Source organism: Arenimonas sp. MALMAid1274 (assembly GCF_049195245.1).
Classification (GTDB): domain Bacteria; phylum Pseudomonadota; class Gammaproteobacteria; order Xanthomonadales; family Xanthomonadaceae; genus Arenimonas.
Map to the genome: position 1 here is coordinate 344,880 of NZ_JBMIRR010000027.1, position 22,114 is coordinate 366,993.

The window sequence follows — 22,114 nt, forward strand, 5'->3', positions numbered from 1 at the left end:
CTACCTCTGCGCCGCAAATTGGGAGGACGAGGCGATCAGGAAGATCATGTCTTCCACCCGATCGCCGCCGCCGTCGTTGAGCGGCGTGGCATAGGCCGCGTCCACCAGGATCTGCCGCATGGCCGGGGTCATGCGGCCCGCCATCAGCAGCAGGTTCAGGCGGTCGGCCAGCGCGCCCGGCGACACCGCCAGGCCCTTCTCGACCGACAGGTTCAGGCGCATGCGCGCGGTGTAGAAGCGCGGATCGCTGACCGTCGCCGCGAGGCTGGTGTCATCGCGGTCCATCTGGAAGAGGCGCCCGTGCCAGTGGTTGTAGGTCGACATGGCCGAGGCTTCGTTGAGGATCTGCAGCTCGGGGGCGTACAGGCCGCGCCGGCGCATCTCACCGGGCGGCTGGTAGTTGGGCCGGTAGAAGTTGAATACCGACGGCGAGGACATCACCGTCTGGCCCATCTCCGGGCCGGCGCCGCGATTGCGCAGGAAGGCGCGCGTGGTGGCGCCGGCGGGCGTGGCCACCGCCTGGCCCTCGGTGGGGAAGGCGCGCCAGATGGCGGTCTGGCGCAGCATCGGCTCCTTCACCTTGCCGAAGTCGTCGCGGGCCGCGATGGTCATGTCGCGCGCCTCGGTGTCGAGCAGGATGGCCCGCACGACCGCGCGCAGGTCGCCGCGCACGCCCGAGCCATTGTTGTTGAACACGGTCGCCACGCGCTGGATGTAAGCCGGGGACGGGTTGCTGGTCACCAGCCGCTGGATCAGGTGCCGCGCCACGAAGGGGCCGACGTTGGGATGGTTGGCCAGGTTGTCCAGCGCCGCCTTCAGGTCAGCCTGCGCGGTGCCGCCGGCCGGCACGCTGGCACCGTTGAGCAGGGTCTTGGCGCCGGTGTCGTGGTAGTTGGCCCAGGGCGTCATGGACTGGATCAGGCCGGGCAGCTTCACCGTGTCTTCCCATGCCCACCAGCTGGTGGCCCCGCCGAAGTTCCATCCGGTCAGCGCGCGCGCCATGTTGGTGATGACGGCGTTGTTGTAGGTCGGGATCGGATTGCCGGCCGGGTCCAGCCGCGGCGTGCCGTTGGTGTTGAGTTCGACCAGGCCGATCGAGAACAGCTGCATCACTTCGCGCGCGAAGTTTTCGTCGGGCTCGGTGTTCTGGCTGGCATTGGCCTTTTCGTTCTGCAGCATGCCCAGGTAGCGGCCCATCAGCGGGTGCAGCGTCACTTCCTCCAGCAGCGTGCGGTAGTTGCCGAAGGCATTCACCGCCAGGGTGTCGTAGTAGTCGCTGACCGCCAGGTGCGAATAACCCACGTTGTCGCTGACGTCGGAGATCACGAACAGCTGGCTCAGCGCGAACGCCACGCGCTGGCGCAGCTGGTCCTCGCCGGTCACCGCGATCTGCATCCAGGCGTCGTGGCGGCTCAGGTTGCAGCCCCAGGAGAAGGTGCAGGTCCGGTCGCTGGCATCGGTGTAGTGCGGCATCAGCTCGTTCTGCATCGCCGTGTGCACGGCCAGGTGCAGGGTGGCGGGTCGCGTGAACTGGTTGTCGATCCAGCCGGCATACCCCAGCGACACCACGCGCTGGATCTCGGCCGGGGTGGCACCGTAGGTGGCCTGCTGCAGGAAGCGCGAGGCCTCGGCCTGGTTCGCCGGCACCGGCAGGCTGGTGGTGAAGCCGCCTGCGCTGGCGCCGCCCATGCCCCAGTTCTGGTTGCGGCCCGACGTCGGCGACTGGCAGTCCCAAAGTTGCACGCGGCCACCGGCCTGCTGCGAGCTGCCGCTGATTTCCATGCAGCGGCCCGAACTCATGTGCCGCAGCCGGTACGTGGTGGACGCGTTGATGGCCTCGAGGCGGAAGTTCTGCTCGGCGCCGGCGCTGCAGGCCTGCTGGACGAGGGCGGTGCCGTTGGCGGTGGCGGCCGCACGCGGTCCGACGCAGGCATTGGTCGACGTACGCAGTTTGACGCCCTGCACCACGCCGGAGACGGGCTCGAAGCGGAATCCCTGCTCGGGGCGGCCATTGCAGGTGTTCTGCACCAGCTGGATGTCCAGGGTGGCCACGGCACCCGGCAGCTCCATGCAGCGGCCACTGTGCTGGGCGACCGCCGTGCTGGCGAAGGTACGCAAGGCAGGCAAGGTCTGGGCGGAAGCCGGGACGCAGGCCAGCGCCAGGGGGAAGGCCAGGCACAAGACTAGGTGTAGGGGGCGCATGCCAGCGACTCCAGGTACCGCAGTGGGGGGGGGGCGCCGTTGGGGAAGCGGCGTTCAGCGGAAATTTACACTAAGGCCAAGGGCAAACTGTGCAGCCGGTCACGTTTCCGCAGTGCGGGGCGCCGGGTGTCAGGCCGGTTGCCAGCCTGGCAGCCGTCCTCGGCGGTCGGCCGCCGCGGCATAGGCCTCGAACAGGCCGATCACTTCGTCCACCTCGATCAGGTCCATCACCCCGGGAAATTCGATGCGACGGCCCCAGCGGACCTCGTTGACCGGCTTGTGCAGGAAGCGCTGCGCCGCCTGGGCATAGTGGTTGGTGCACCAGCGGCGGTCCCGGTAGGGACCCGAGCGCTCGGCATCGGTGCAGGCGTGCAGTCCCAGCACCGAGCTGCCCATGGCGTCGGCCAGGTGGGTGGGGCCGGCGTCGGGGGTCAGCACCAGGCTGGCCCGTGCAAGCAGGGCCAGCAGCTGCTTGAGCGTGTCCTTGCCGACCAGGTCCAGGGCCGGCGCGCGCATCGCCGCCAGGATGCGGTCCGTGGTCTCCCGTTCGATCCGGCTGCGCCCGCCACACAGCACGACCCGCCAACCGCGCGCGGCCGCGTGGTCGGCCACGGCGGCATAGCGTTCGGGCCGCCAGTTGCGCAGCGCATGGCTGGAGCAGGGCGACACCAGCAGGGTGGGCTGGTCACCGGGCAGCTGCGCGGCCGCCCAGTCGTGCGCATCCTGCGGCACCGGAAAACGCCAGGGCGCAGGCGGGCCGGCGATGCCCAGCGGCGCCAGGAACTGCAGAAAGGCGTCGAGCACGTGATGTCCGCCCGGCGCGATGCGTTCGTTGATGAACAGCGAATGGCCTTCCTTGCTGCGCGCGCGGTCGTAGCCGATGCGCCGGTCGGCGCTGACCAGGGTCGAAAGCAGGCCGGCGCGCAGCGCCAGCTGCAGGTTCAGCAGCACGTCGAAGCGGCGTCCGGCCAGCTGCGCCCGCAGGGCCCGCAATCCCGCCAGCCCGGACTTCTTGTCGTAGACGACGAACTCCACGCCCTCCAGGCCCTCGAGCAGCCGGGCCTCGCCTTTGCCGATGATCCAGGTGATCGGCAGCCCCGGGCGATGCTGCTGCAGCGTGCGCACCAGGGCCAGGGCGTGGGAGGCGTCGCCCAGCGCCGACAACCGGAGCAGGCAGAGCGATTGCGGCGCGGGCTTCACGGGCATTGGTTAAACTGGCCTGGAATGGGAGTCAGTGCCGCCGCCGTCGAGCGCCAACAGCAATTCCGCGATGCCCGCGGTCCGGGGGCGATTGTGTTCGACCCGGTCCGACTGCGGCAAGCAGACGCGCGTCTGCTGGATCCGGCGCACTACGGCGCCGCGGCGCAGCCGGTGCAGCAAGGCGGCCGCGGCTCGGCCTGGTTCGTTCGCGGCGAGTTCGGCGAAGGCGTTCTTCGGCACTATCGGCGCGGCGGCCTGGTGGCGCGGATCAGCCGCGACGGGTACGTCTGGACCGGCGAGGCCGGCGTGCGCAGCGTGGCCGAGTTCCGGCTGCTCTCGGCGCTGCGTGCCGAGGGCCTGCCGGTACCGGTGCCGCTGGCGGCCGGCTATTGGCGGCAAGGCCTGGTCTATCGCGCCGCCTTGCTGGTCGAGCGCATTCCGGACGTGCGCACGCTGGCCCAGTGCCTTCAGGCCGATGTGGCGACGGCGCCCTGGGAAGCCGTGGGCCGCATGCTGGCCGGCTTCCATGCGGCCGGGGTGGACCACGCGGACCTCAACGCCGACAACATCCTGATCGATGCCCAGGGCGCGCCGTGGCTGATCGATTTCGACCGCAGCCGCCGGCGCCGTACCGGCGAGGCCTGGCGTCGTGCCAACCTCGCCAGGCTGTCGCGCTCGCTGGCCAAGCTGTCCCCGGTCGGCGTGGATTGGCGCGGCGGCATGTCACGCCTGGTGGAGGCCTACCAGGCGCGCCTGCAGGCGCGTTCTACATGAGCTGGGCCCTGCGGTTCCTCGGCGTGGGCAACGCGCAGGCGGCGGTCGAGCTGGGCTCGGCCTCCGCGGTGATCGAGCGCGACGGCCGACCGGAGCTGATGATCGACTGCGGGCAGGAAGCCCTGACCGCGTACGAACATCGCTACGGCGCCCGCCCCGAGGCGCTGTTCATCACTCACGTGCACATGGACCACGTGGCGGGGCTGGAGCGGCTTTTCTTCGCCACGTACTTCGCCCCGGAACGGCGCGGCAAGGTCAGGCTGTACGTGCCCGTCACCGTGCTGCCGCACCTGCAGTCGCGGCTGGCCGATTACCCGGGCGTGGTCGCCGAGGGCGACGCCAACTGGTGGGACGCCTTCCACCTGGTGCCGGTCACCCGCGGCTTCTGGCATCGGCAGCATGCCTACGAAGTGTTTCCTGTCCGGCACCACCTGCCCGACACGGCCTTCGGCCTGCGCCTGCCCGGCAGCGTGGTGTGGACCGGCGACACCCGGCCCATCCCTGAGATGTTGGCGCGCCATGCCGATGCCGGCGAAGTCATCGCGCACGACTGCGCGCTGCACGGCAACCCCTCGCACAGCGGCATCGACGACCTGGAACGCGAGTATCCGCCGGCGCTGCTGTCGCGCTGCGTGCTCTACCACTACGCCTCGCTGCAGGACGGTGAACAGCTGCGCGCGCGCGGCTACACGGTGGCGCGCGCCGGCGACGCGCTGGTGTTGCCGCCGCCCAACGGTCCGCGCGTGACGGAGTCGACGTGAACACGGCCGCGATGCCCGGCGCGACGCAGCCGCTCGATCGCCTGGGCCGTCCGCTGCACGACCTGCGCGTCTCGGTGATCGAGACCTGCAACTTCCGCTGCCCCTACTGCATGCCCGATGGGCTGACGCCGGAAGAGAGCACGCTCGACCGCGCCCGCCGGCTGGATTTCGACGAGATCGAAACCGCCGTGCGCGCCTTCGCGCGCCTGGGCGTCAGCAAGCTGCGCCTCACCGGCGGCGAGCCGCTGCTGCGCAAGGGCCTGCCGCTGCTCGTGCGACGGCTGGCGGCCATCCCCGGCATCGACGACCTGGCGTTGACCACCAACGGCTCCCTGCTGGCGGGCCAAGCCCAGGCCCTGCGCGAGGCGGGGTTGCACCGGCTGACGATCAGCCTGGACTCGCTGGATCCGGCGCAGTTCCGCGCGCTGTCCGGCGGACGGGGCGACCTGGCCGACGTGATGGCGGGCATCGCCGCGGCCGAAGCCGCGGGCTTCGCTTCGCTCAAGATCAACTGCGTGGTGCAGCGGGGCGTGAACGAAGACCAGGCCCTGGCTCTGGTCGAACGGTTCCGCGGCACTCCACACGTGCCGCGCTTCATCGAATACATGGACGTGGGCAACTGCAACGGCTGGCGCCGGGAAGGCGTGGTGCCCTCGGCCGAGCTGCGCGACCGGATCAGCGCGCGCTGGCCACTGCGGCCGCTGGTGCCCACGTACCGGGGCGAAGTGGCGGCGCGTTACGGCCACGCCGATGGCGCCGGCGAGGTCGGCTTCGTCAGCTCCGTCAGCGCGCCGTTCTGCGGCGACTGCCACCGGGCGCGGCTGTCGGCCGACGGCCAGGTCTACACCTGCCTGTTCGCCGCGCGTGGCCAGCCGCTGCGCGCGCAGATCGCACAGGGCGAGCTCGCCCTGGCCGGTCACCTGGCCCAGCTCTGGCGCCAGCGCGGCGACCGCTACAGCGAACAGCGCGCGGAAACGAGCCCGGACCGGCGCAAGATCGAAATGTTCTACATCGGAGGCTGAATGGCGAAGGCGAAGCTGACCCACCTGGATGCCCGGGGCCGACCGGCCATGGTGGACGTGTCGGCCAAGCCGGTGACGGCGCGCCAGGCCGTGGCCGAATGCCGGCTCAAGTTTCCGCCGGCGGTGGCCGCGGCCTTGCGCAAATCGGGCATGAGCACGGCCAAAGGAGCGGTGGTGGATACCGCCATCATCGCCGGCACGATGGCGGTCAAGCGCACGCACGAGCTGATTCCCTTCTGCCATCCGCTGCCGATCGACGGCTGCCGCTTCGACGTGGCCTGGTCGGGCGAGGCCACCCTGCGCATCGAGTGCGCGGTGCGCACCACCCACCGCACCGGCGTCGAGATGGAGGCCCTGACCGGCGCCACGGTCGCCGCGCTCACCGTCTACGACATGTGCAAGGCGCTGTCGCATGCGATGGTGATCGGGCCGGCCCGGCTGCTGGCCAAACGCGGCGGCAAGCGCGACGTCGGCAAGGCGGCGCCATGAGCATCACCGTGCTTTATTTCGCCAGCCTGCGCGATGCCGCCGGCTGCAGCAGCGAACAGTGGCCGCTGCCCGAATCGCTGGCGTCGCTGTACGAGCAACTGCGTGCGCGCCACGGCTTTCCGCTGTCTGCGTCGCGACTGCGCGTGGCGATCGATGGCGACTTCGCCGACTGGGCCAGCCCCCTGAGGGACGGCTGCGAGGTGGCCTTCATCCCGCCGGTGTCGGGCGGATGAAGTCCTTCTCGATCAGCCCGGTGCCGTTCGACATCGCGCCCTTGCGCGAGCGTTTGCTGGACGCCCACGCCGGCGCCTACGCCAGCTTCGAGGGCTGGGTGCGCGACCACAACGAAGGGCAGCCGGTGCGCGGCCTGGCCTATGAAGCCTACGTGGCCCTGGCCGAGGCGGAAGGGGAACGCATCCTGGCCGAAGCCAGGCAGCGGTTCGCGATCACCGCCGCCGCCTGCGTGCATCGCACCGGTGAACTGGCGATCGGCGACCTGGCTGTCTGGGTCGGCGCCAGCGCCGCGCACCGCGGCGCCGCCTTCGACGCCTGCCGCTGGATCATCGACGAGGTCAAGGCGCGCGTCCCGATCTGGAAACACGAACGGTATGCCACCGGCGCGGCCGACTGGTTGCATCCGGGAGGGTGATTGTTTTCGACGAAGCCTTTGCCGCGGATCAGCGCGGATGAAAACGCGGAAAGAGCCGATAGGACAACGTCCAACGATTGACCCGGCGTGACCAGCCCACCACGCAATGTTCTACTCTCCGGAGACAATCCTCACTGCGCAGCCCACCTTGTTAGGGGGGCGCCCCGACAGGGGCAGGCGATCGGGAGTCCGGACAGGGACCCATGGTTTGCGAAGCAAACTATGGGCGTCGCTCGGGCGCAGCCCGAGGAAGGGGCGGTAGCCCCGCCGACGGTCCCCGGCGCCCGCATCATCCAATACCGTTGCTGCCTTCCGGCCCTGGCGGAGTTTTCGGACTAGCGTCGCGGGGGGCCGACGGGGCCACCATTGAAACCAACGTCGCACCGGGGCGCGCCGTCTTGAACGGGCCGGGCCGCGAGGCGCCGGGACGGCCGCACCGGCAGGGCCGATGCGGACGGTGGTGCGAATAAGTGGCGGAGAGAGAGGGATTCGAACCCTCGATACGGGGTTTAGCCGTATACACACTTTCCAGGCGTGCTCCTTCAACCGCTCGGACATCTCTCCGCAGAGATAACCGCCTGAAACAAGCCGGAAATCATACCTGTCGCCGGGCCCAGCGACAAGCGCGGCGATTCACGCTGGCCCGGGGGCGGGGGGGTTGGCACAATGGCCTGTCGGTCCCGACCTGCCCCGAGTCCCCGCATGTCCTACCTCGTGCTAGCCCGCAAATGGCGCCCCCGGCGCTTCGCCGAACTGGTGGGGCAGGAGCACGTGGTGCGCGCGCTGAGCAATGCGCTGGAAACCGGCAAGGTCCACCACGCCTTCCTGTTCACCGGCACCCGCGGCGTCGGCAAGACCACCATCGCCCGCATCTTCGCCAAGTCGCTCAACTGCGAGCGCGGCACCAGCGCCGAGCCCTGCGGCGAGTGCGGCGCCTGCCGCGATATCGACGCCGGCCGCTACGTGGACCTGCTGGAGATCGATGCCGCCAGCAACACCGGCGTGGACGACGTGCGCGAGCTGATCGACAACGCGCAGTACATGCCCTCGCGCGGCAAGACCAAGGTCTACCTGATCGACGAAGTGCACATGCTGTCCAAGGCGGCGTTCAACGCGCTGCTCAAGACGCTCGAGGAGCCGCCGGGCCACGTCAAGTTCCTGCTGGCCACCACCGACCCGCAGAAGCTGCCGGTGACCGTGCTCTCCCGTTGCCTGCAGTTCAACCTGCGGCGCCTGGACGAGGGCCAGATAGGCGGCCAGATCAGCCGCATCCTGGAGGCCGAAGGCATCGCCTCCGAGCCCGGCGCGGTCTCCCTGCTGGCGCGCGCGGCCGACGGCAGCCTGCGTGACGGCCTGTCCCTGCTCGACCAGGCCATCGCCTACACCGGCGGCCAGCTGAACCAGGCCGCGGTGAACGCCATGCTCGGCACCGTGGACCGCAGCCAGATCGCGGCCCTGCTCGACGCGCTGGCCGCGGGCGACGGCGGCGCGCTGCTGGCCTGCATCCAGGACCTGGCTTCGTTCTCGCCCGACTTCGGCCACGTGCTCGAAGACCTGGCCACCACGCTGCATCGCATCCAGCTGCGCCAGATGGTGCCGGGCTTCGCCGGCGACGCCGAGCCGCCGGGCATCGAGGCCTGGGCCGCGGCCCTGTCGCCCGACGTGGTGCAGCTCTGGTACCAGATGGCCGTCACCGGGCGTCGCGACCTGGGCCTGGCGCCCAGCCCGCGCACCGGCTTCGAAATGGCGCTGCTGCGCATGCTGGCCTTCCGGCCGGCGGGGCCGGGCGGCGCAGCCACCGTGCTGCCGCCCGCTGCGGGCGCAGGCGCGGCGGGAAGATCCACCTCCGGTTCGCAGGCAGCGGGCTCCACGGCATCGCCTCCGGCACGTGAGGCAGCGGTCACCTTGTCCGCACCGAAGGCGACCCCGCACGCGGTCGCGGCGCGCGCTGCGCCGTCGCTGCCGTCCATCCCTGAAGCGATCGCTCCGTCGCCCCCGGCCGTATCGCGGACGCCGTCGCCCGAACCGGCCAGGTCGCCGACCGGCATGTCGTCTCCGGCAGGCGCGGTGCTGGCAACGGTGGACGATTGGCTTTCGCTGGTGGCCGGCGTCGGCCTGAAGGGGCCGGTGCGCGAGTTGGCGGCGCACAGCGCGTTCTGCGGCCATGCCGACGGCGTGCTGCAGCTTTCCCTGCCCGACAGCTTCGACCACCTGCGCAGCGACAGCCTGGTGCGACAGCTGGCCCAGGCACTGGGCGGTCCGCTCGGTGCTCCGCCCGTCATCCGCTTCGAATCGGCGCGCAACACCGCGTCGGAAACCCTGCACTCGCGCACCCAGCGCGAGCGCGGCGAGCGCCAGGCCGGCGCCGAATCCGACTTCCTGGCCGACCCGGTGGTTAGCCGGCTGGTGCAGCAGGGCGCCACCGTGCTGACCGAAACCATCCGTCCCCTCGACGATCACTGACAGAAGGAAACGACCATGCGAGGCAACATCGCGCAACTCATGCAGCAAGCCCAGCGCATGCAGGAAAACCTGAAGAAGGCCCAGGACGAGCTGGCCACGGTCGAAGTGCTGGGGCAGTCCGGCGGCGGCATGGTCAAGGTCACGCTCACCGGCAAGATGGAGTGCCGCAGCGTGCGAATCGATCCGTCGGTGTTCGCCGACGCGGAGATGGCCGAGGACCTGATCGCCGCAGCCTTCAACGACGCGGTCAACAAGGCCAACGAGGAGAGCGGCAAGCGCATGTCCGCCGCCACCGCCGGCATGCCGATCCCGCCGGGCATGAAGCTGCCGGGCATGTTCTGAACAGGACCGCATGAGCGCCTCGCCCCTGCTCGAACAGCTGATCGAGGCGCTGCGCTGCCTGCCTGGCGTGGGCCAGAAATCGGCGCAGCGCATGGCCTACCACCTGCTTGAACGCGAACGCGAGGGCGGCCTGCGCCTGGCCGCCGCGCTGGCCGAGGCGGTGGAGCGCGTGGGCCACTGCGAATCCTGCCGCGACTTCAGCGAAATGCCGATCTGCGCGCTGTGCGCCAGCGGCTCGCGTGACCGCAGCCTGCTGTGCGTGATCGAGTCACCGGCCGACCGGCTGGTGATCGAGCAGGCCACGGGCTACCGCGGCCTCTATTTCGTGCTGCAGGGCCGGCTGTCGCCGCTGGATGGCATCGGTCCGCGCGAGCTGGGCCTGGACAAGCTGGCCGATCGCCTGGCCACCGGCGAGGCGCGCGAGCTGATCATCGCCACCAACCCCACGGTCGAGGGCGAAGCCACGGCGCATTACCTGGCGCAGCTGGCGCACCAGGCCAAGGTGAAGCCGACCCGGCTGGCGCATGGCGTGCCGCTGGGCGGCGAACTGGAATACGTGGACCGCGGCACCCTGGCGCACGCCTTCGGTTCGCGCATCGACCTGTCGACCTGAGGACACCCGCATGCCCGGCACCATCTTCGACAAGATCATCGCCCGCGAGATCCCCGCCGACATCGTGTTCGAGGACGAGCACGTGCTGGCCTTCCGCGACATCCATCCGCAGGCGCCGGTGCACGTGCTGTTCATTCCCAAACAGCCGGTGGCCACGCTCAACGACCTGGTTCCCGGCGATGAGGCCGTGGTGGGCCGCCTGGCGATGGCCGCGGCGGCCTACGCGAAGCGGGAAGGCTTCGCGGACGACGGCTACCGCGTGGTGATGAACTGCAACCGCGACGGCGGGCAGACCGTGTTCCACATCCACCTGCACCTGCTGGCCGGACGCCCGCTGACCTGGCCGCCGGGCTGAGCCGCGGTCACCAGTAGAACGGCGCGCGCTCCACGATCACGTCCACCTGCCGGCGTTCGGGCCAGAGGTAGACCACGTCGGCGGCAAGTCGCGGGTAGCGGTAGTCGTAGTCGCCGACCTTGCGCTGCTCGAAGCCTTCGATCACGCCGGTGAGCGTGACTTCGCGGCCCGGCTGGAAGATTTCGGGTTCGTAGAAGCCGGAGCGGCAGGCCAGGAAACGGCCCTGGCTGTGATCGCGCGCCAACGGACGGCCATCCGCGGCCAGGCGCACGCCCACGACTTCGAAACAGCTCTGCGTCGCCAGCGGCTCGACCTTGACGATGCGTCCGCCCCAGCGCACGCGTTCGCCCGCGGCACCTGCCTTTGCAGCCTGGCCGGGTCCCAGATCGGCGTACTCGCCCTGCAAGGCCTTGGGCGCAGTGACGCAGCCGGCCAGGCAAAGCAGGGCGGACAGGGCAAGAAACGTCTTCATGGCGAAACTCCTGCAGGTGCGGTGTTCGCGGGTTGCGGTTTGCCGGGCCGGTAGGCGCGCAGCTCGGACGCGAGGGCGGCCTTGGCGCGCGCGTCCAGGGGCACGCCAGCGTAGCGCCAGGCGGCGTAACGCCGGCTGAGTGCGCGCACCTGGTCCGCCTGTGCGGGCAGGGCGGAGGCGACGCGTTCCCCGAAGCTCAACGGCGCCTCGGACGGTGCCTTGGCCAACCCCACGCGGCGCAGGCGGCGCGTGAACAGCTGCCAGGCCCGCTCCAGCGGATCGCGTGATCGGGGTCGGCCGCGCATCAGGATCGCCAAGGTCAGAACCAGCGCCAGTCCGGCGCCGATCGCGAACGCTGCCGCCAACTGGCCCGCGCTTGCCTGCTCGATGCCGAGCGGACGCAGCAAGCTCGCCTGCCGGGCGGCGTTGAAGCCCAGAACCATGTCGTTCCAGCCGCGCCGGGCCCAGTCGCCGAAGTCGCGCAACGGGGTGAAGGCATCGGGTAGCAGGGCCTCGGCACGGGCCAAGTCCTGCACCGTGTCGAGCACGCGCTCGGGCGCCACTGCAGCGGTGGGGTCCACCCGGATCCAGCCCCGACCTCGCAGCCAGACTTCGCTCCAGGCATGCGCGTCCATCTTGCGCACTACCCAGTACTCGCCATACGGGTTTCGATAGCCGCCGGCGTAGCCCACCACGACCCGTGACGGGATGCCCGCCGCGCGCATCAGGTTGGTGAACGCGGAACTGTAGTGTTGGCAGAAGCCGACCCGGGTATCGAACAGGAAATCGTCCACCGCGTGGCGTCCGCTTGGCGGCACCGTGAGGCTGTAGCTGAAATCCTCCCCGATCCAGGCCAAGGCTCGCCGGACGACGGCGACGTCGTCGCCGGCGGCCTCGTTGCGCCATTGAAGGGCCAACGCCCGCATGCGCGGGTTGAGATCGCGCGGCAGCGACAGCGCGGCGCGTTCTTCCTCCGGCGCCAGCGGAAACACCTGCCGCGCATTCGACACCGATCTGCCCGAGTAACGTACCAGCGCGACCACCGGCGCGGGCGTTGACACGGTGAGGTCATGCGCCAGCTGCCCACCCTCCGGCGCGGCCACGGGCTGGTCCAACGTCACGAGGTAACGCAGGTCGGTCGGCTCCATCGTCACTTCGTAATCCAGCACGTCGGCGGCCTCGAACCGGCGCTCGGGCGCTGCCTGGGCCGGCTCCGCGCCGCGGCTCCAGGTCCTGCCATCGAACCAGGTCAGCACCTGTGCACGCCAGTACAAGTCGTCGCTTCGCGGCTGCCTGGCGGTGAAGCGGGCGCGAAGGACGGGGGCGTCGTCGGCGAATAGCTCCACCCACTCATCCGGCGTCATGCGGTCACTGAGGCCGCTGCGGCCCAGCGCGTTTTCCGGCAGGCCCCACATCGGGCTGCCGAGGCGCGGGAACAGCCAGAAACCCGCCAGCGCCAGTGGCACGGCCAGCGTCACGGCCAGTGCGATGTCGCGTGCGCGGCCCCGGTCAACGCGGGTCGGTGGCGCACCCGGCACCTGCTCGGCCAGCACCGCCAGCGCCAGCAGCCACAGCGCCATTGCCGGCAGTGCCAGGGCCAGGACCAGCGGACCCTGGTCCTGCAGGAAGGCGGCGAACGGCGCGAACAGCGAGAAGCCCAGCAGGCTGCGCGCATCGCGCAGGCGGTGCGTTTCGAAGGGCTTGAGCGCCAGCAACGTCGCCAGCATCGCGCAACCGGTGTCGCGGCCCAGGCTGAATCCGTGGCTGACCAGGACGTAGCTGCCCAGCAGGGCCAGCAGGGTCAGCCTCGAGAACACCGGCCACTGCCGCGCGGCCGATACGCCGACCGCCGCCACGGCAACCAGGCCCCATGCCAATCCCGTGGGCAACTGCAGCAGCAGCGGCAGCAGGCAGGCCCCCGCGGCCGCGAGGGACAGCAGCCGCACCCGGCGCGGCAGGACCTCAGCCACGGGGCAGCAGCGCCAGCGCGCGCAGGCAGGCGTGGCGATGTTCGGCGCCGCTGCCGGGTCCGACCAGCGCGGCCGGCAGGCGCAGCCGGTAGCGGCTGCCCTGGCGTTCGGCGTCCAGCACCCAGCGCGTCAGCCGCCGTATGCGTGCCTCATAGGCCAGCGTGCCCAAGGCGTACCAGTCCAGCTCGATCTCGCGCTGCGCGCTGGCTTCATATTCGCGCACCATCATGCGGTCGGCACGCGCGGAGGCCTTCCACGCGATCTGCCGAAGCGCATCGCCGGCACGGTAGTCGCGCAGGTGGTGCGGCTGTTCCCCATGCGAACGGGTGCGCGTGGACTGGCCATCGCCGCCCAGGTCGGGCAGGGCCACGCCCTCCGGTTCGGGCGCGGGATAAACCAGCAGGCGCAGGTCCGGGCGCAGCCAGGACCAGGCGCGCGCCAGTCCGAACGGGCGCACGGTCGCCACCCGCAGTCGCCCGGGGCTCAACCAGCCCCGCTGCTCGGTGGGCAGGGCCAGCACCACTTCGCGGCGCTCGCCGGGAGCCAGGTCGAAGAAGGCTTCCTGGTGCATCGCGCGAAGTTCAAGTCCCCCACGCTGCCGGTTGCCGCCGGCTTCGAAGGCGGCGCGCAGCAGGAGGGGCCGGCCGGCATGCACCGGCTCGGCATGCAGGGCTACCAGCCGCAGCCCCGACAGCGTCAGGTGCGCATGCACCAGGCTGTTGTGCGCCACCGCGATCATCACGAAGGCCAGCAGCAGCGCCGGATTGTTGTTGTAGTTGAGTCCGCCCAGCAGCATGGTCGCCAGCATGCCCGCCAGGAACAGCCCGAAGGCGGTCGGCAGTACATACACCCGGCGACGGTCGATGTGGATGGGCAGCGTTTCGGTGGCGCGCGGCCGCACCAGCGGCAGGTTCGCCAGCCGGTCGCTGAAGCGTTCGATCATGTCGCGCGGGCGGGCCACCGCCGTCAGTCCACGGCCACCGTGCGAAGGATGCTTTCGGCCAGCGCGTCGCGGCCGGCCGATTCCGATTCCGGTACCAGCCGGTGCGCCGCCACCTGCGCGAACAGCGCCTGCACGTCCTCGGGCTGCACATGGCTGCGCCCGTCCAGCAGGGCATGCGCGCGCGCACCGCGCAGCAGGCCCAGGCCCGCGCGCGGCGACAGGCCGACCTGCACGCCCGGATGCCGGCGGCTTTCCTGCAGCAGCGCCTGCACGTAGTTCACCAGCGCGGGACTGGCATGCAGTTTTTCGACCGCGGACCGCAGCGACAGCACGTCGTCGCCGCCCAGCCGCGGAAGGCTCTGCGCGATCAGGTCGCGCCGGTCCTCGCCGGCCAGCATCTCGCGCTCGGCGGTGGCATCGGGATAGCCCAGCTTGATGCGCAGCAGGAACCGGTCCATCTGCGAATCGGGCAGCGGGAAGGTGCCGGCCAGGTCTACCGGGTTCTGGGTGGCCACGACGAAGAAGGGCTGGGGCAGGGAATGGCTGACGCCGTCCACCGTCACCTGGTGTTCGGCCATGGCCTCGAGCAGGGCGCTCTGCGTGCGCGGCGGCGCGCGGTTGATCTCGTCGGCCAGCAGCAGCTGGGTGAACACCGGGCCGGCGTGGAAGCGGAACTCGCGCGCGGTCTGGTCGAAGATGGACACGCCGATGATGTCCGAGGGCAGCAGGTCGGACGTGAACTGCATGCGCTGGAAATCCAGGCCCAGGCTGGCCGCCATCGCGCGCGCCAGCGTGGTCTTGCCCAGGCCCGGCAGGTCTTCGATCAGCAGGTGGCCGCCGGCCAGCAGCGTGGTGAAGGCCAGGCGCACTTCGCGCGGCTTGCCCAGCACCAGGCGGTTGACCTGGTCCAGGGCATCGCCCAGGGCCTGCCGCGTGCGGTCGGTTACGATGGCGGCGTCGATGGCCTGCGCGTGCATGGCGTGCATCCGGATAATGGTGAGTCGAAGTCTAACCCTCGCGGATGCTGGCATGGCCCCAAGTTCGTTGCGCGTGAAATTCATCGTGGCCTGGGGCCTGCTGCTCCTGGCCAAGCTGTGGCTGGCGATGACGCTGCAGCCCTTCGGCGACGAAGCCTTCTACGCGCTCGAGAGTCGTCGCCTGGCCTGGGCCTATTCCGACCTGCCGGGCCTGACCGCGTGGATGATCCGCGTCGGCACCGAAGTGGGCGGGCAGCATCCGCTGGCGATGCGCTCGATGTTCCTGCTGTTGGGCTCGGCGCTGCCGTGGCTCGTGGTGCGGATCGCGCGACGCTGGTTCGGAAACGACATGGGCTGGCGTGCGGGCCTGCTGGCCCTGTTGATGCCGCTGTCGGGGCTGATGGGTGTGCTGGCCCTGCCCGACGTGCCGATGCTGTTGGCCTCGCTGCTGTGCCTGGATGCGTTCGCGCGGCTGCTCGAACGCGTCGGCCCCGCAGGCTGGGCGCAGTTGGCGCTGGGCCTGGCGCTGGGTGCGTTCTCGCACTATCGCTTCGTGCTGGTGATCGCGGCCGGGCTGGTGGGCCTGCTTTGTGTGGCCCGCGGGCGGGCGCTGCTGCGCGAGCCCGGCCTGTGGCTGGCGGTGGCGCTGGGCGCGGCCGCCTGGCTGCCGCTGCTGGCCTGGAACCTGGGGCATGCGGGTGCGGGACTGGAGTTCCAGTTCGTGGACCGGCATCCCTGGGGCCAGCTGCAGCCGGCGGGCCTGTGGTGGCCGCTGGTGCAGGCCCTGGTGGTGACGCCGGGCCTGTTCGTGCTGCTGCTGGCCACGCTGGTGGCCTGTGGCCGGCGGCGCGCGGCCGCCCCGGCCTGGGCGCTGCTGCTGGGGCTGGGCCTGGTGTCGGTGGTCGGCTATTTCGCTCTGGGCTTCCTCGCCGACAGCGAGCGCGTGAGTTTCCACTGGCCGCTGGCGGGATGGCTGGCCCTAGCCTGTGCCGCGCCGGTCGTGCTGGACGGCTGGCGGCCGTGGGCCCGGCGCCTTGTGTACGGCGGTGCGGCGCTGGGGCTGGTGGCGATGATCGTTTACCTCGTCCTGGTCGCGCTGCCGCAAGGACGGAGCTGGCTCGCGTCGGGGCCGGCGTATGCCGACAATTTTTCCGGCTGGCAGGAGGTGGCGCAGGCGGTCGACGAGGAGCTGGCCACGCTGCCCGACGACACGCGGCTGGTGGCCGACAATTTCATGCTCGGCGCGCAGCTGGCGTTCGCGCGCGACCAGGGCGACATTGCCGTGCTCGAGCACCCGCTCAATGCCAAGCACGGGCGCGCGGTGCAGCTGTCCGATTGGGGCCTGCTCAGCCGCGGGCGCGCGGACTGGGGCGCGGGCCCCGTGCTGCTGGTGGTCGAGGACAGCGCGCGGCCGCTCAAGTCCCGCCTGCAGGCCTACCGCGATCTCTGCGACCGGACGGGCGGCCTGCCTGCCGCCCGCGTGCTGCCGGTGGACCAGGGCCGCAAGCGCTTCCTGCTGTTCCGGCTCGATGCCCCGGGGCAGGCCTGCGTGATGCCCGCGCTGGCGTGGCTGGACGCGCCCTTGCCCGGGCAGGCTGTTGCCGGTGAGATCACGCTGCGTGGCTGGGCGTTGGCGGAAGGCAGCGACGTGGTGCGGGTGGACGTCACCCTGGACGGCACGGTCGTGGCGGTCGCGGACTACGGGAAGCCGCGGCCCGACGTGCTCGACTACTGGGGCATCCGGGACGCGGATGCGGGCGTCGGATTCGAGGCACAGGTGGACCTGTCGGGGCGTGCGCCCGGCCGGGCATGGCTGGGCCTGGTCCTGCACACCGCGGACGGCCGCCGCGAGCCGTGGCCGGCGCAGGCGGTGACGATCCGCTAGGGCAGGACGAAGCCGGCCTCGCGCAGCGATTGCGACAGGGCGATCAGCGGCAGGCCGACCAGCGCGGTCGGGTCGGTGCTGCGGATCGCCCGGAACAGGCTGATGCCCAGGCCTTCGCACTTGAAGCTGCCGGCGCAGTCGTAGGGCTGCTCGGCGTCGAGATAGCGGCTGATTTCAACGGGGTCCAGCTCGCGGAACACCACCGACGTCAGGTCCTGCCCGGCGATCGCGGGCAGGCCATCGCGTACGAGGCAATACGCGGTATGGAAGTGCAGCTCACGGCCGGATGCCGCCAGCAGCTGCGCCTGGGCCGCGGGCTGGGTGCCGGGCTTTCCCAGCGGTTGGCCATCAAGCTCGGCCACCTGGTCCGAGCCCAGCACCCAGCGTCCCGGGTGGCGTGCCGAGACCGCGCGGGCCTTGGCTTCGGCCAGGCGCCGGGCCAGGTGGGACGGGGCTTCGCCGGGCAGGGCTGCCTCGTCCACGTCGGGCCGGTCGACCTCGAAGGGCAGCTGCAGCCGCGCCAGCAGCTCGCGACGGTAGGGCGAGGTGGAAGCGAGGACCAGCATGGCCAGGCTCAGCCCGGGTCGCGGCGCAGGGTCGGGGGCTCGCGGCGCGCGGCTTCGGCGCTGGCCTCGGTGGCTTCCGCCAGTTCGGCACCGGCGCGCTCCAGCTCGGTGAGCTGTGCAGACAGCCGGGTGCGGGCCCGGTCCAGCGCGGCGCAGGCGGTGTCCAGCTCGGCCTGGGTGGCGGTGTCGCCATGTTTCTGGATCCAGAGACGGTGCTGCAGCACGTCGCGCTTGGCCTCGCGGATCGGCAGGGTGCTGTCGAGCGAGGCATGGGCCACCGCAGCGATGTCGGCCGGCACCCGGCCCACCACCGACTGCATGGCCTGCATGCGCTCCTGGCTGCGGTCGAGCAGGGCCTGCATCTCGTCGGCCAGGTCCAGCAGGCGCTCCAGGCTGCGGTCGCGGCGGCGGCTGCGCAGCAGGTACCAGAGCAGGGGAAGGGCCAGCGCCAGGGCGATCAGCCCGGCCAGCACGATGGGATTGGGCATTCAGGCGGGTTCCGGACAGAGGCAGGCAGTCTGCACCAGGGCTGGCGAGGCCGGCAAACCCCAGCCCCCGCAAAGGCTTAGGTTTGACATGACGGGGTCTGGCGCCTATCATTTCGCTCTTATGTCCGCGTCCCTGCCTCCTGTGCTCGATGCCTGGCGCATGGTCGTGGCCAAGCGGCGCTTCGATGGCGTGTTGCCGCTGTCGGGGATGACCCGGCTGCGCGACGGCCTGGTGGATGCCGAGGGCGAGGTCCGTTTCGAGATGGAATTCGGCCGTGATGCGGTGCTCGACATGCGTTATGTCGACCTGCGCATCGAGGCCGAGCTCCCGCTGCAGTGCCAGCGTACGCTGGAGCGCTTCCTGCATCCGGTCACGCTGTCCCAGCGCCTCGGGCTGATCACCGACGAGGCGCAGGAGTCGGCACTGCCCGAGGGCGTGGAGCCGATCCTGCTGGGCGCCGATGGCGAGCTGCATCCGGCCGAGCTGGTCGAGGACGAACTCATCCTCGCCATCCCGGTGGTACCGATAGATCCACGCTCCACTGAGGTCACGGCCGAATGGCCCGCCGACGTGGAGGTTGAAGAAAAACCGAACCCTTTCGCCGCGCTCGCCGCGTTGAAGGCACACAAGAAGTAGTTGGAGACAGACCATGGCCGTCCAGAAATCCCGTGTCACCCCGTCCCGCCGCGGCCAGCGCCGCTCGCACGACGCGCTCACCGCCAAGCAGCTCTCGACCGACCCGACCTCGGGCGAGACGCACATCCGCCACCACGTGACCAAGGACGGCTACTACCGTGGCAAGAAGGTCATCGCGACCAAGTCCTCGGTGGTTGCCGAAGACTGAGTCCAGGCCTCGCCCCACCGGGGCGGAATGGATTTATGCTGAACACGGCGGGCCTGGTCCCGCCGTGTGCATTTGTGGACTCGGGTCCGCGCGCGCCGTCGCCGGCGCACCGGACCGCCGGCAGGGAAGGGATGAAGATGACCACGTACGCGCGTATCGCCGGCACCGGCAGCGGCCTGCCGGACAAGATCCTGACCAACAAGGACCTCGAGCAGTTCGTCGAGACCAGCGACGAGTGGATCACTTCGCGCACCGGCATCCGCCAGCGCCACGTCGTGGTCGAGGGCGAGACCACCTGCGACCTGGCCGAGCGCGCCTCGATCGCCGCGATGCAGGCCGCCGGCGTCACCGCCGCCGACCTGGACATGATCGTCGTGGGCACCACCACGCCCGACCTGATCTTCCCGTCCACCGCCTGCCTGCTGCAGCACCGCCTGGGTGCCAACGGCTGCGCGGCGTTCGACGTCAACGCCGCCTGCTCGGGCTTCATCTATGCGCTCAGCGTCGGCAATGCCTACATCCGCTCCGGCGTGGCGAAGACCGTGCTGGTGGTCGGCGCCGAGACGCTGACCCGCATGCTCGACTGGTCCGACCGCAACACCTGCGTGCTGTTCGGCGACGGCGCCGGCGCGGTGGTGCTCAAGGCCGACACCGAGACCGGCATCCTGTCCACGCACCTGCACGCCGACGGCGGCAAGAAGGAACTGCTGTACAACCCGGTCGGCGTCTCGGTGGGCTTCAAGCCCGAGGAGAAAAACGCCGGCGTGCGCGTGCTGATGACCGGCAACGAGGTCTTCAAGCATGCCGTCAAGGCGCTGGATTCGTTGGTGGACGAAACGCTCGCCGCCAACGGCCTGGACAAGGCCGACCTGGACTGGCTGATTCCGCACCAGGCCAACCTTCGCATCATCGAGGCCACCGCCAAGCGCCTGCAGATGCCGATGGACCGCGTCATCGTAACCGTGCACAAGCACGGCAACACCTCGGCCGGTTCGGTGCCGCTGGCGCTGGACGAGGCCATCCGCTCGGGCAAGGTGCAGCGCGGCCAGCTGCTGCTGCTCGAGGCCTTCGGCGGTGGTTTCACCTGGGGTTCGGCGCTGCTGCGCTACTGAGGCGCGGCACGCACCCTACGCGGCGGTACAGACGCCCGGCGCGGGCGCTGGCTTATGATTCCCGAATCGCCGGGGCCAGGGCCCGGGCGTCCCGCCCTTGAACGAGTCTTCCGCATGAGCCCATCGCTCGCCTTCGTCTTTCCCGGCCAGGGATCCCAGTCGCTGGGCATGCTGGCCGACCTCGCCGCGGCCCACCCCGAAGTGCGCGAAACCTTCGACGAAGCGTCGGCAGGCGCCGGGGTGGACCTGTGGACGCTGTCGCAGTCCGGGCCCGAGGAGCAGCTCAACCAGACCGAGTTCACCCAGCCCGCCCTGCTTGCGGCCGGCGTGGCCGTCTGGCGCACCTGGCAGGCGCGCGGCGGCGAGACCCCCGGGCTGCTGGCCGGTCACAGCCTCGGCGAGTACGCGGCGCTGGTCGCGGCCGGCGCGCTGAGCCTGGGCGACGGCGCGCGGCTGGTGCGCGAACGGGGCCGCCTGATGCAGCTGGCGGTGCCGGCCGGCACCGGTGCCATGGCCGCCGTGCTCGGCACCGAGGACGCGCTGGTGGCCGAGGTCTGCGGGTTCGTCTCCGCCGACGACGTGGTCGTCCCCGCCAACTACAACTCGCCGGGCCAGGTGGTGATCGGCGGCCACGCCACCGCCGTGGATCGCGCCCTGGCCGAGCTGGCGGCGCGCGGTGTGCGCAAGACCGTCAAGCTGGCGGTGTCGGTGCCCTCGCACACGCCGCTGATGCGCGAAGCGGCCAACCGCCTGTCCGAAGTGATGGCGGCGATGGCCTGGCAGGAGGCGCGCATCCCGGTGGTGCAGAACGTCGACGGCGAAGTGCACGCAGGCAGCCAGGCGGTGCGCGATGCCCTGGTCCGCCAGCTCTACCTGCCGGTGCGCTGGACCGACTGCGTGCAGTCCCTCGCGGCCCGCGGCGCCACCCGCCTGGCCGAATGCGGCCCCGGCAAAGTGCTGTCCGGCCTCGCCAAGCGCATCGACAAGTCCCTGGAAGCCCGCGCCCTGGGTGCCGCCGCCGATTTCGATGCCGCACTGGCCGACTGGTAGTAGCATTTCTGGCCGCGGATTCACGCGGATGGGCGCGGATCAAGAGCGAATCTTCAGCGAACTGCGGATGACCGCGCGATCAGGCCACTTTTTTGTTGCGGACCTCACGACCCTTTTCCCACCAATGGCTCAATCCGCGTTCATCCGCGTAAATCCGTGGCCAGAATGCCCTTGAACAGGAACCCCCATGAACGATGTACTGAAGGGTGAAATCGCGCTGGTCACCGGCGCCAGCCGCGGCATCGGCGCCGCCATCGCCGACGAGCTGGCGGCCCAGGGCGCCCGCGTGATCGGCACGGCCACCACCGAGTCCGGCGCGGCGGCCATCCACGAGCGGCTCTCGGCCAGCGGCGGCGCGGGGCGCCTGCTCAACGTCACCGACAGCGCCGCGGTGGATGCGCTAGTAGACGCCATCGGCAGCGAATTCGGACCGGTTTCGATCCTGGTCAACAACGCTGGCATCACCCGGGACAACCTGCTGATGCGGATGAAGGAAGAGGACTGGCAGGCCATCCTCGACACCAACCTCAGCTCGGTATTCCGCACCAGCAAGGCGGTGATGCGCGGCATGATGAAGGCGCGCCGCGGCCGCATCATCAACATCGCCTCGGTGATCGGCGTCACCGGCAATGCCGGGCAGGCCAACTACGCGGCGGCCAAGGCCGGCATCATCGCCTTCAGCAAGTCGCTGGCCAAGGAGATCGGCAGCCGCGGCGTCACCGTCAACGTGGTCGCGCCGGGCTTCATCCAGACCGACATGACCAAGGGCCTGCCCGAGGCGTCCCGCGAGGCGTTGGTCGGGCAGATCGCCCTGGGCCGCCTGGGCGAGCCGGCCGACATCGCCCGCGCCGTGGCCTTCCTGGCCGGCCCCTCGGCGGCCTACATCACCGGCGAGACCCTGCACGTCAACGGCGGCATGTACATGCCCTAAGCCCT

At 70.6% G+C, this 22,114-nt stretch carries 24 protein-coding genes, 1 tRNA gene and 1 other RNA gene; 16 read left to right on the top strand and 10 right to left on the bottom strand.

Features of this window, described 5'->3' with window-relative positions; genetic code table 11:
• The gene (locus ACOQFR_RS10120; RefSeq protein ID WP_421381479.1) at positions 1 to 2,202 is read right to left on the bottom strand and encodes a DUF1800 family protein; all 2,202 of its coding nucleotides are present in this window, start codon (positions 2,200 to 2,202) and stop codon (positions 1 to 3) included.
• A 129-nt stretch (positions 2,203 to 2,331) separates the two neighbouring features.
• The gene (locus tag ACOQFR_RS10125) at positions 2,332 to 3,402 is read right to left on the bottom strand and encodes a glycosyltransferase family 9 protein (RefSeq protein ID WP_421383267.1); all 1,071 of its coding nucleotides are present in this window, start codon (positions 3,400 to 3,402) and stop codon (positions 2,332 to 2,334) included.
• A gap of 24 nt (positions 3,403 to 3,426) precedes the next feature.
• On the opposite strand from ACOQFR_RS10125, the gene ACOQFR_RS10130 reads away from it, so the two are divergent.
• Genes ACOQFR_RS10130 through ACOQFR_RS10155 form a run of 6 tightly spaced genes read left to right on the top strand, consistent with a single transcriptional unit; the run spans position 3,427 to position 7,097 of the window.
• A complete protein-coding gene (locus ACOQFR_RS10130; protein WP_421381481.1) occupies positions 3,427 to 4,176 on the top strand; it encodes a 3-deoxy-D-manno-octulosonic acid kinase in 750 nt (249 codons plus the stop codon).
• Entirely contained in the window at positions 4,173 to 4,937 is a 765-nt protein-coding gene (locus ACOQFR_RS10135) for an MBL fold metallo-hydrolase (RefSeq protein ID WP_421381483.1), read from the top strand. The genes ACOQFR_RS10130 and ACOQFR_RS10135 overlap by 4 nt, the downstream gene beginning before the upstream one ends.
• Positions 4,938 to 4,948: 11 nt before the next feature.
• Positions 4,949 to 5,959, top strand: coding sequence for a GTP 3',8-cyclase MoaA (moaA, locus tag ACOQFR_RS10140; protein ID WP_421383269.1), 1,011 nt, complete (start codon positions 4,949 to 4,951; stop codon positions 5,957 to 5,959).
• Positions 5,960 to 6,448: a cyclic pyranopterin monophosphate synthase MoaC gene (gene moaC, locus ACOQFR_RS10145; protein ID WP_421381485.1), complete on the top strand. Its 489-nt coding sequence runs from the start codon at positions 5,960 to 5,962 to the stop codon at positions 6,446 to 6,448.
• Positions 6,445 to 6,681, top strand: a complete 237-nt coding sequence (locus tag ACOQFR_RS10150) for a MoaD/ThiS family protein (protein WP_421381487.1) — start codon at positions 6,445 to 6,447, stop codon at positions 6,679 to 6,681. Before moaC ends, ACOQFR_RS10150 begins: the two co-directional genes overlap by 4 nt.
• On the top strand, positions 6,678 to 7,097 hold the full coding sequence (locus ACOQFR_RS10155) for a molybdenum cofactor biosynthesis protein MoaE (protein WP_421381489.1): 420 nt from the start codon (positions 6,678 to 6,680) through the stop codon (positions 7,095 to 7,097). The genes ACOQFR_RS10150 and ACOQFR_RS10155 overlap by 4 nt, the downstream gene beginning before the upstream one ends.
• 261 nt (positions 7,098 to 7,358) lie before the next feature.
• Here the strand turns inward: ACOQFR_RS10155 and ffs are convergent.
• An RNA gene (ffs, locus tag ACOQFR_RS10160) (signal recognition particle sRNA small type) lies at positions 7,359 to 7,455 on the bottom strand.
• A gap of 113 nt (positions 7,456 to 7,568) precedes the next feature.
• Positions 7,569 to 7,661: transfer RNA gene (locus ACOQFR_RS10165), tRNA-Ser, on the bottom strand.
• Positions 7,662 to 7,799: 138 nt separating this feature from the next.
• Between ACOQFR_RS10165 and dnaX the strand changes: the two genes are divergently transcribed.
• Genes dnaX through ACOQFR_RS10185 form a run of 4 tightly spaced genes read left to right on the top strand, consistent with a single transcriptional unit; the run spans position 7,800 to position 10,870 of the window.
• The gene (gene dnaX / locus ACOQFR_RS10170; protein WP_421381491.1) at positions 7,800 to 9,560 is read left to right on the top strand and encodes a DNA polymerase III subunit gamma/tau; all 1,761 of its coding nucleotides are present in this window, start codon (positions 7,800 to 7,802) and stop codon (positions 9,558 to 9,560) included.
• Positions 9,561 to 9,575: 15 nt separating this feature from the next.
• Positions 9,576 to 9,902, top strand: coding sequence for a YbaB/EbfC family nucleoid-associated protein (locus ACOQFR_RS10175; protein ID WP_421381493.1), 327 nt, complete (start codon positions 9,576 to 9,578; stop codon positions 9,900 to 9,902).
• 10 nt (positions 9,903 to 9,912) lie between these two features.
• Positions 9,913 to 10,515 carry a recombination mediator RecR gene (gene recR, locus ACOQFR_RS10180; RefSeq protein WP_421381495.1) on the top strand — a complete coding sequence of 201 codons (603 nt, stop codon included), beginning with the start codon at positions 9,913 to 9,915 and terminating at the stop codon, positions 10,513 to 10,515.
• Positions 10,516 to 10,525: 10 nt separating this feature from the next.
• Complete coding sequence (locus tag ACOQFR_RS10185; RefSeq protein WP_421381497.1) at positions 10,526 to 10,870, top strand: histidine triad nucleotide-binding protein; 345 nt, start codon at positions 10,526 to 10,528, stop codon at positions 10,868 to 10,870.
• Between the two features lie 7 nt (positions 10,871 to 10,877).
• Here ACOQFR_RS10185 and ACOQFR_RS10190 read toward each other — a convergent pair whose 3' ends face one another.
• Genes ACOQFR_RS10190 through ACOQFR_RS10205 form a run of 4 tightly spaced genes read right to left on the bottom strand, consistent with a single transcriptional unit; the run spans position 10,878 to position 15,232 of the window.
• The gene (locus ACOQFR_RS10190; protein ID WP_421381499.1) at positions 10,878 to 11,342 is read right to left on the bottom strand and encodes a Slp family lipoprotein; all 465 of its coding nucleotides are present in this window, start codon (positions 11,340 to 11,342) and stop codon (positions 10,878 to 10,880) included.
• Entirely contained in the window at positions 11,339 to 13,312 is a 1,974-nt protein-coding gene (locus ACOQFR_RS10195; protein WP_421381501.1) for a transglutaminase TgpA family protein, read from the bottom strand. The genes ACOQFR_RS10190 and ACOQFR_RS10195 overlap by 4 nt, the downstream gene beginning before the upstream one ends.
• Entirely contained in the window at positions 13,305 to 14,255 is a 951-nt protein-coding gene (locus ACOQFR_RS10200; protein ID WP_421383271.1) for a DUF58 domain-containing protein, read from the bottom strand. The genes ACOQFR_RS10195 and ACOQFR_RS10200 overlap by 8 nt, the downstream gene beginning before the upstream one ends.
• A 23-nt stretch (positions 14,256 to 14,278) precedes the next feature.
• Positions 14,279 to 15,232 (bottom strand): AAA family ATPase, encoded by a 954-nt coding sequence (locus ACOQFR_RS10205; protein WP_421381503.1) that lies wholly within the window; start codon positions 15,230 to 15,232, stop codon positions 14,279 to 14,281.
• A gap of 52 nt (positions 15,233 to 15,284) precedes the next feature.
• Here ACOQFR_RS10205 and ACOQFR_RS10210 point away from each other — a divergent pair, with 52 nt between their 5' ends.
• Positions 15,285 to 17,117, top strand: a complete 1,833-nt coding sequence (locus tag ACOQFR_RS10210; RefSeq protein ID WP_421381505.1) for a glycosyltransferase family 39 protein — start codon at positions 15,285 to 15,287, stop codon at positions 17,115 to 17,117.
• Here ACOQFR_RS10210 and ACOQFR_RS10215 read toward each other — a convergent pair.
• Complete coding sequence (locus ACOQFR_RS10215) at positions 17,114 to 17,683, bottom strand: Maf family protein (protein WP_421381507.1); 570 nt, start codon at positions 17,681 to 17,683, stop codon at positions 17,114 to 17,116. The genes ACOQFR_RS10210 and ACOQFR_RS10215 overlap by 4 nt on opposite strands.
• Before the next feature lie 8 nt (positions 17,684 to 17,691).
• Positions 17,692 to 18,171 carry a hypothetical protein gene (locus tag ACOQFR_RS10220; RefSeq protein WP_421381509.1) on the bottom strand — a complete coding sequence of 160 codons (480 nt, stop codon included), beginning with the start codon at positions 18,169 to 18,171 and terminating at the stop codon, positions 17,692 to 17,694.
• A gap of 121 nt (positions 18,172 to 18,292) precedes the next feature.
• Here ACOQFR_RS10220 and ACOQFR_RS10225 point away from each other — a divergent pair, with 121 nt between their 5' ends.
• The 5 genes from ACOQFR_RS10225 to fabG all read left to right on the top strand — a co-directional run bounded on the left by ACOQFR_RS10225 (position 18,293) and on the right by fabG (position 22,109).
• Entirely contained in the window at positions 18,293 to 18,808 is a 516-nt protein-coding gene (locus ACOQFR_RS10225) for a YceD family protein (RefSeq protein ID WP_421381511.1), read from the top strand.
• Between the two features lie 13 nt (positions 18,809 to 18,821).
• The gene (gene rpmF, locus ACOQFR_RS10230; protein WP_421381513.1) at positions 18,822 to 19,016 is read left to right on the top strand and encodes a 50S ribosomal protein L32; all 195 of its coding nucleotides are present in this window, start codon (positions 18,822 to 18,824) and stop codon (positions 19,014 to 19,016) included.
• A 131-nt stretch (positions 19,017 to 19,147) separates the two neighbouring features.
• Positions 19,148 to 20,128: a beta-ketoacyl-ACP synthase III gene (locus tag ACOQFR_RS10235; RefSeq protein ID WP_421381515.1), complete on the top strand. Its 981-nt coding sequence runs from the start codon at positions 19,148 to 19,150 to the stop codon at positions 20,126 to 20,128.
• Between the two features lie 114 nt (positions 20,129 to 20,242).
• Positions 20,243 to 21,178, top strand: coding sequence for an ACP S-malonyltransferase (gene fabD / locus ACOQFR_RS10240; RefSeq protein ID WP_421381517.1), 936 nt, complete (start codon positions 20,243 to 20,245; stop codon positions 21,176 to 21,178).
• Between the two features lie 187 nt (positions 21,179 to 21,365).
• Positions 21,366 to 22,109, top strand: a complete 744-nt coding sequence (gene fabG, locus ACOQFR_RS10245; protein WP_421381519.1) for a 3-oxoacyl-ACP reductase FabG — start codon at positions 21,366 to 21,368, stop codon at positions 22,107 to 22,109.
• Positions 22,110 to 22,114 lie beyond the last annotated feature (5 nt).

Coding starts and splice junctions, on each gene's coding strand:
- ACOQFR_RS10155 (WP_421381489.1), top strand. CDS start 6,678: ATGAAGTCCTTCTCGATCAGCCCGGTGCCGTTCGACATCGCGCCCTTG.
- rpmF (WP_421381513.1), top strand. CDS start 18,822: ATGGCCGTCCAGAAATCCCGTGTCACCCCGTCCCGCCGCGGCCAGCGC.
- ACOQFR_RS10210 (WP_421381505.1), top strand. CDS start 15,285: ATGGCCCCAAGTTCGTTGCGCGTGAAATTCATCGTGGCCTGGGGCCTG.
- ACOQFR_RS10185 (WP_421381497.1), top strand. CDS start 10,526: ATGCCCGGCACCATCTTCGACAAGATCATCGCCCGCGAGATCCCCGCC.
- dnaX (WP_421381491.1), top strand. CDS start 7,800: ATGTCCTACCTCGTGCTAGCCCGCAAATGGCGCCCCCGGCGCTTCGCC.
- recR (WP_421381495.1), top strand. CDS start 9,913: ATGAGCGCCTCGCCCCTGCTCGAACAGCTGATCGAGGCGCTGCGCTGC.
- ACOQFR_RS10205 (WP_421381503.1), bottom strand. CDS start 15,232: ATGCACGCGCAGGCCATCGACGCCGCCATCGTAACCGACCGCACGCGG.
- ACOQFR_RS10200 (WP_421383271.1), bottom strand. CDS start 14,255: ATGATCGAACGCTTCAGCGACCGGCTGGCGAACCTGCCGCTGGTGCGG.
- ACOQFR_RS10135 (WP_421381483.1), top strand. CDS start 4,173: ATGAGCTGGGCCCTGCGGTTCCTCGGCGTGGGCAACGCGCAGGCGGCG.
- ACOQFR_RS10130 (WP_421381481.1), top strand. CDS start 3,427: ATGGGAGTCAGTGCCGCCGCCGTCGAGCGCCAACAGCAATTCCGCGAT.
- ACOQFR_RS10220 (WP_421381509.1), bottom strand. CDS start 18,171: ATGCCCAATCCCATCGTGCTGGCCGGGCTGATCGCCCTGGCGCTGGCC.
- ACOQFR_RS10215 (WP_421381507.1), bottom strand. CDS start 17,683: ATGCTGGTCCTCGCTTCCACCTCGCCCTACCGTCGCGAGCTGCTGGCG.
- ACOQFR_RS10120 (WP_421381479.1), bottom strand. CDS start 2,202: ATGCGCCCCCTACACCTAGTCTTGTGCCTGGCCTTCCCCCTGGCGCTG.
- fabD (WP_421381517.1), top strand. CDS start 20,243: ATGAGCCCATCGCTCGCCTTCGTCTTTCCCGGCCAGGGATCCCAGTCG.
- moaA (WP_421383269.1), top strand. CDS start 4,949: ATGCCCGGCGCGACGCAGCCGCTCGATCGCCTGGGCCGTCCGCTGCAC.
- ACOQFR_RS10225 (WP_421381511.1), top strand. CDS start 18,293: ATGTCCGCGTCCCTGCCTCCTGTGCTCGATGCCTGGCGCATGGTCGTG.
- ACOQFR_RS10150 (WP_421381487.1), top strand. CDS start 6,445: ATGAGCATCACCGTGCTTTATTTCGCCAGCCTGCGCGATGCCGCCGGC.
- ACOQFR_RS10235 (WP_421381515.1), top strand. CDS start 19,148: ATGAAGATGACCACGTACGCGCGTATCGCCGGCACCGGCAGCGGCCTG.
- ACOQFR_RS10175 (WP_421381493.1), top strand. CDS start 9,576: ATGCGAGGCAACATCGCGCAACTCATGCAGCAAGCCCAGCGCATGCAG.
- ACOQFR_RS10190 (WP_421381499.1), bottom strand. CDS start 11,342: ATGAAGACGTTTCTTGCCCTGTCCGCCCTGCTTTGCCTGGCCGGCTGC.
- moaC (WP_421381485.1), top strand. CDS start 5,960: ATGGCGAAGGCGAAGCTGACCCACCTGGATGCCCGGGGCCGACCGGCC.
- fabG (WP_421381519.1), top strand. CDS start 21,366: ATGAACGATGTACTGAAGGGTGAAATCGCGCTGGTCACCGGCGCCAGC.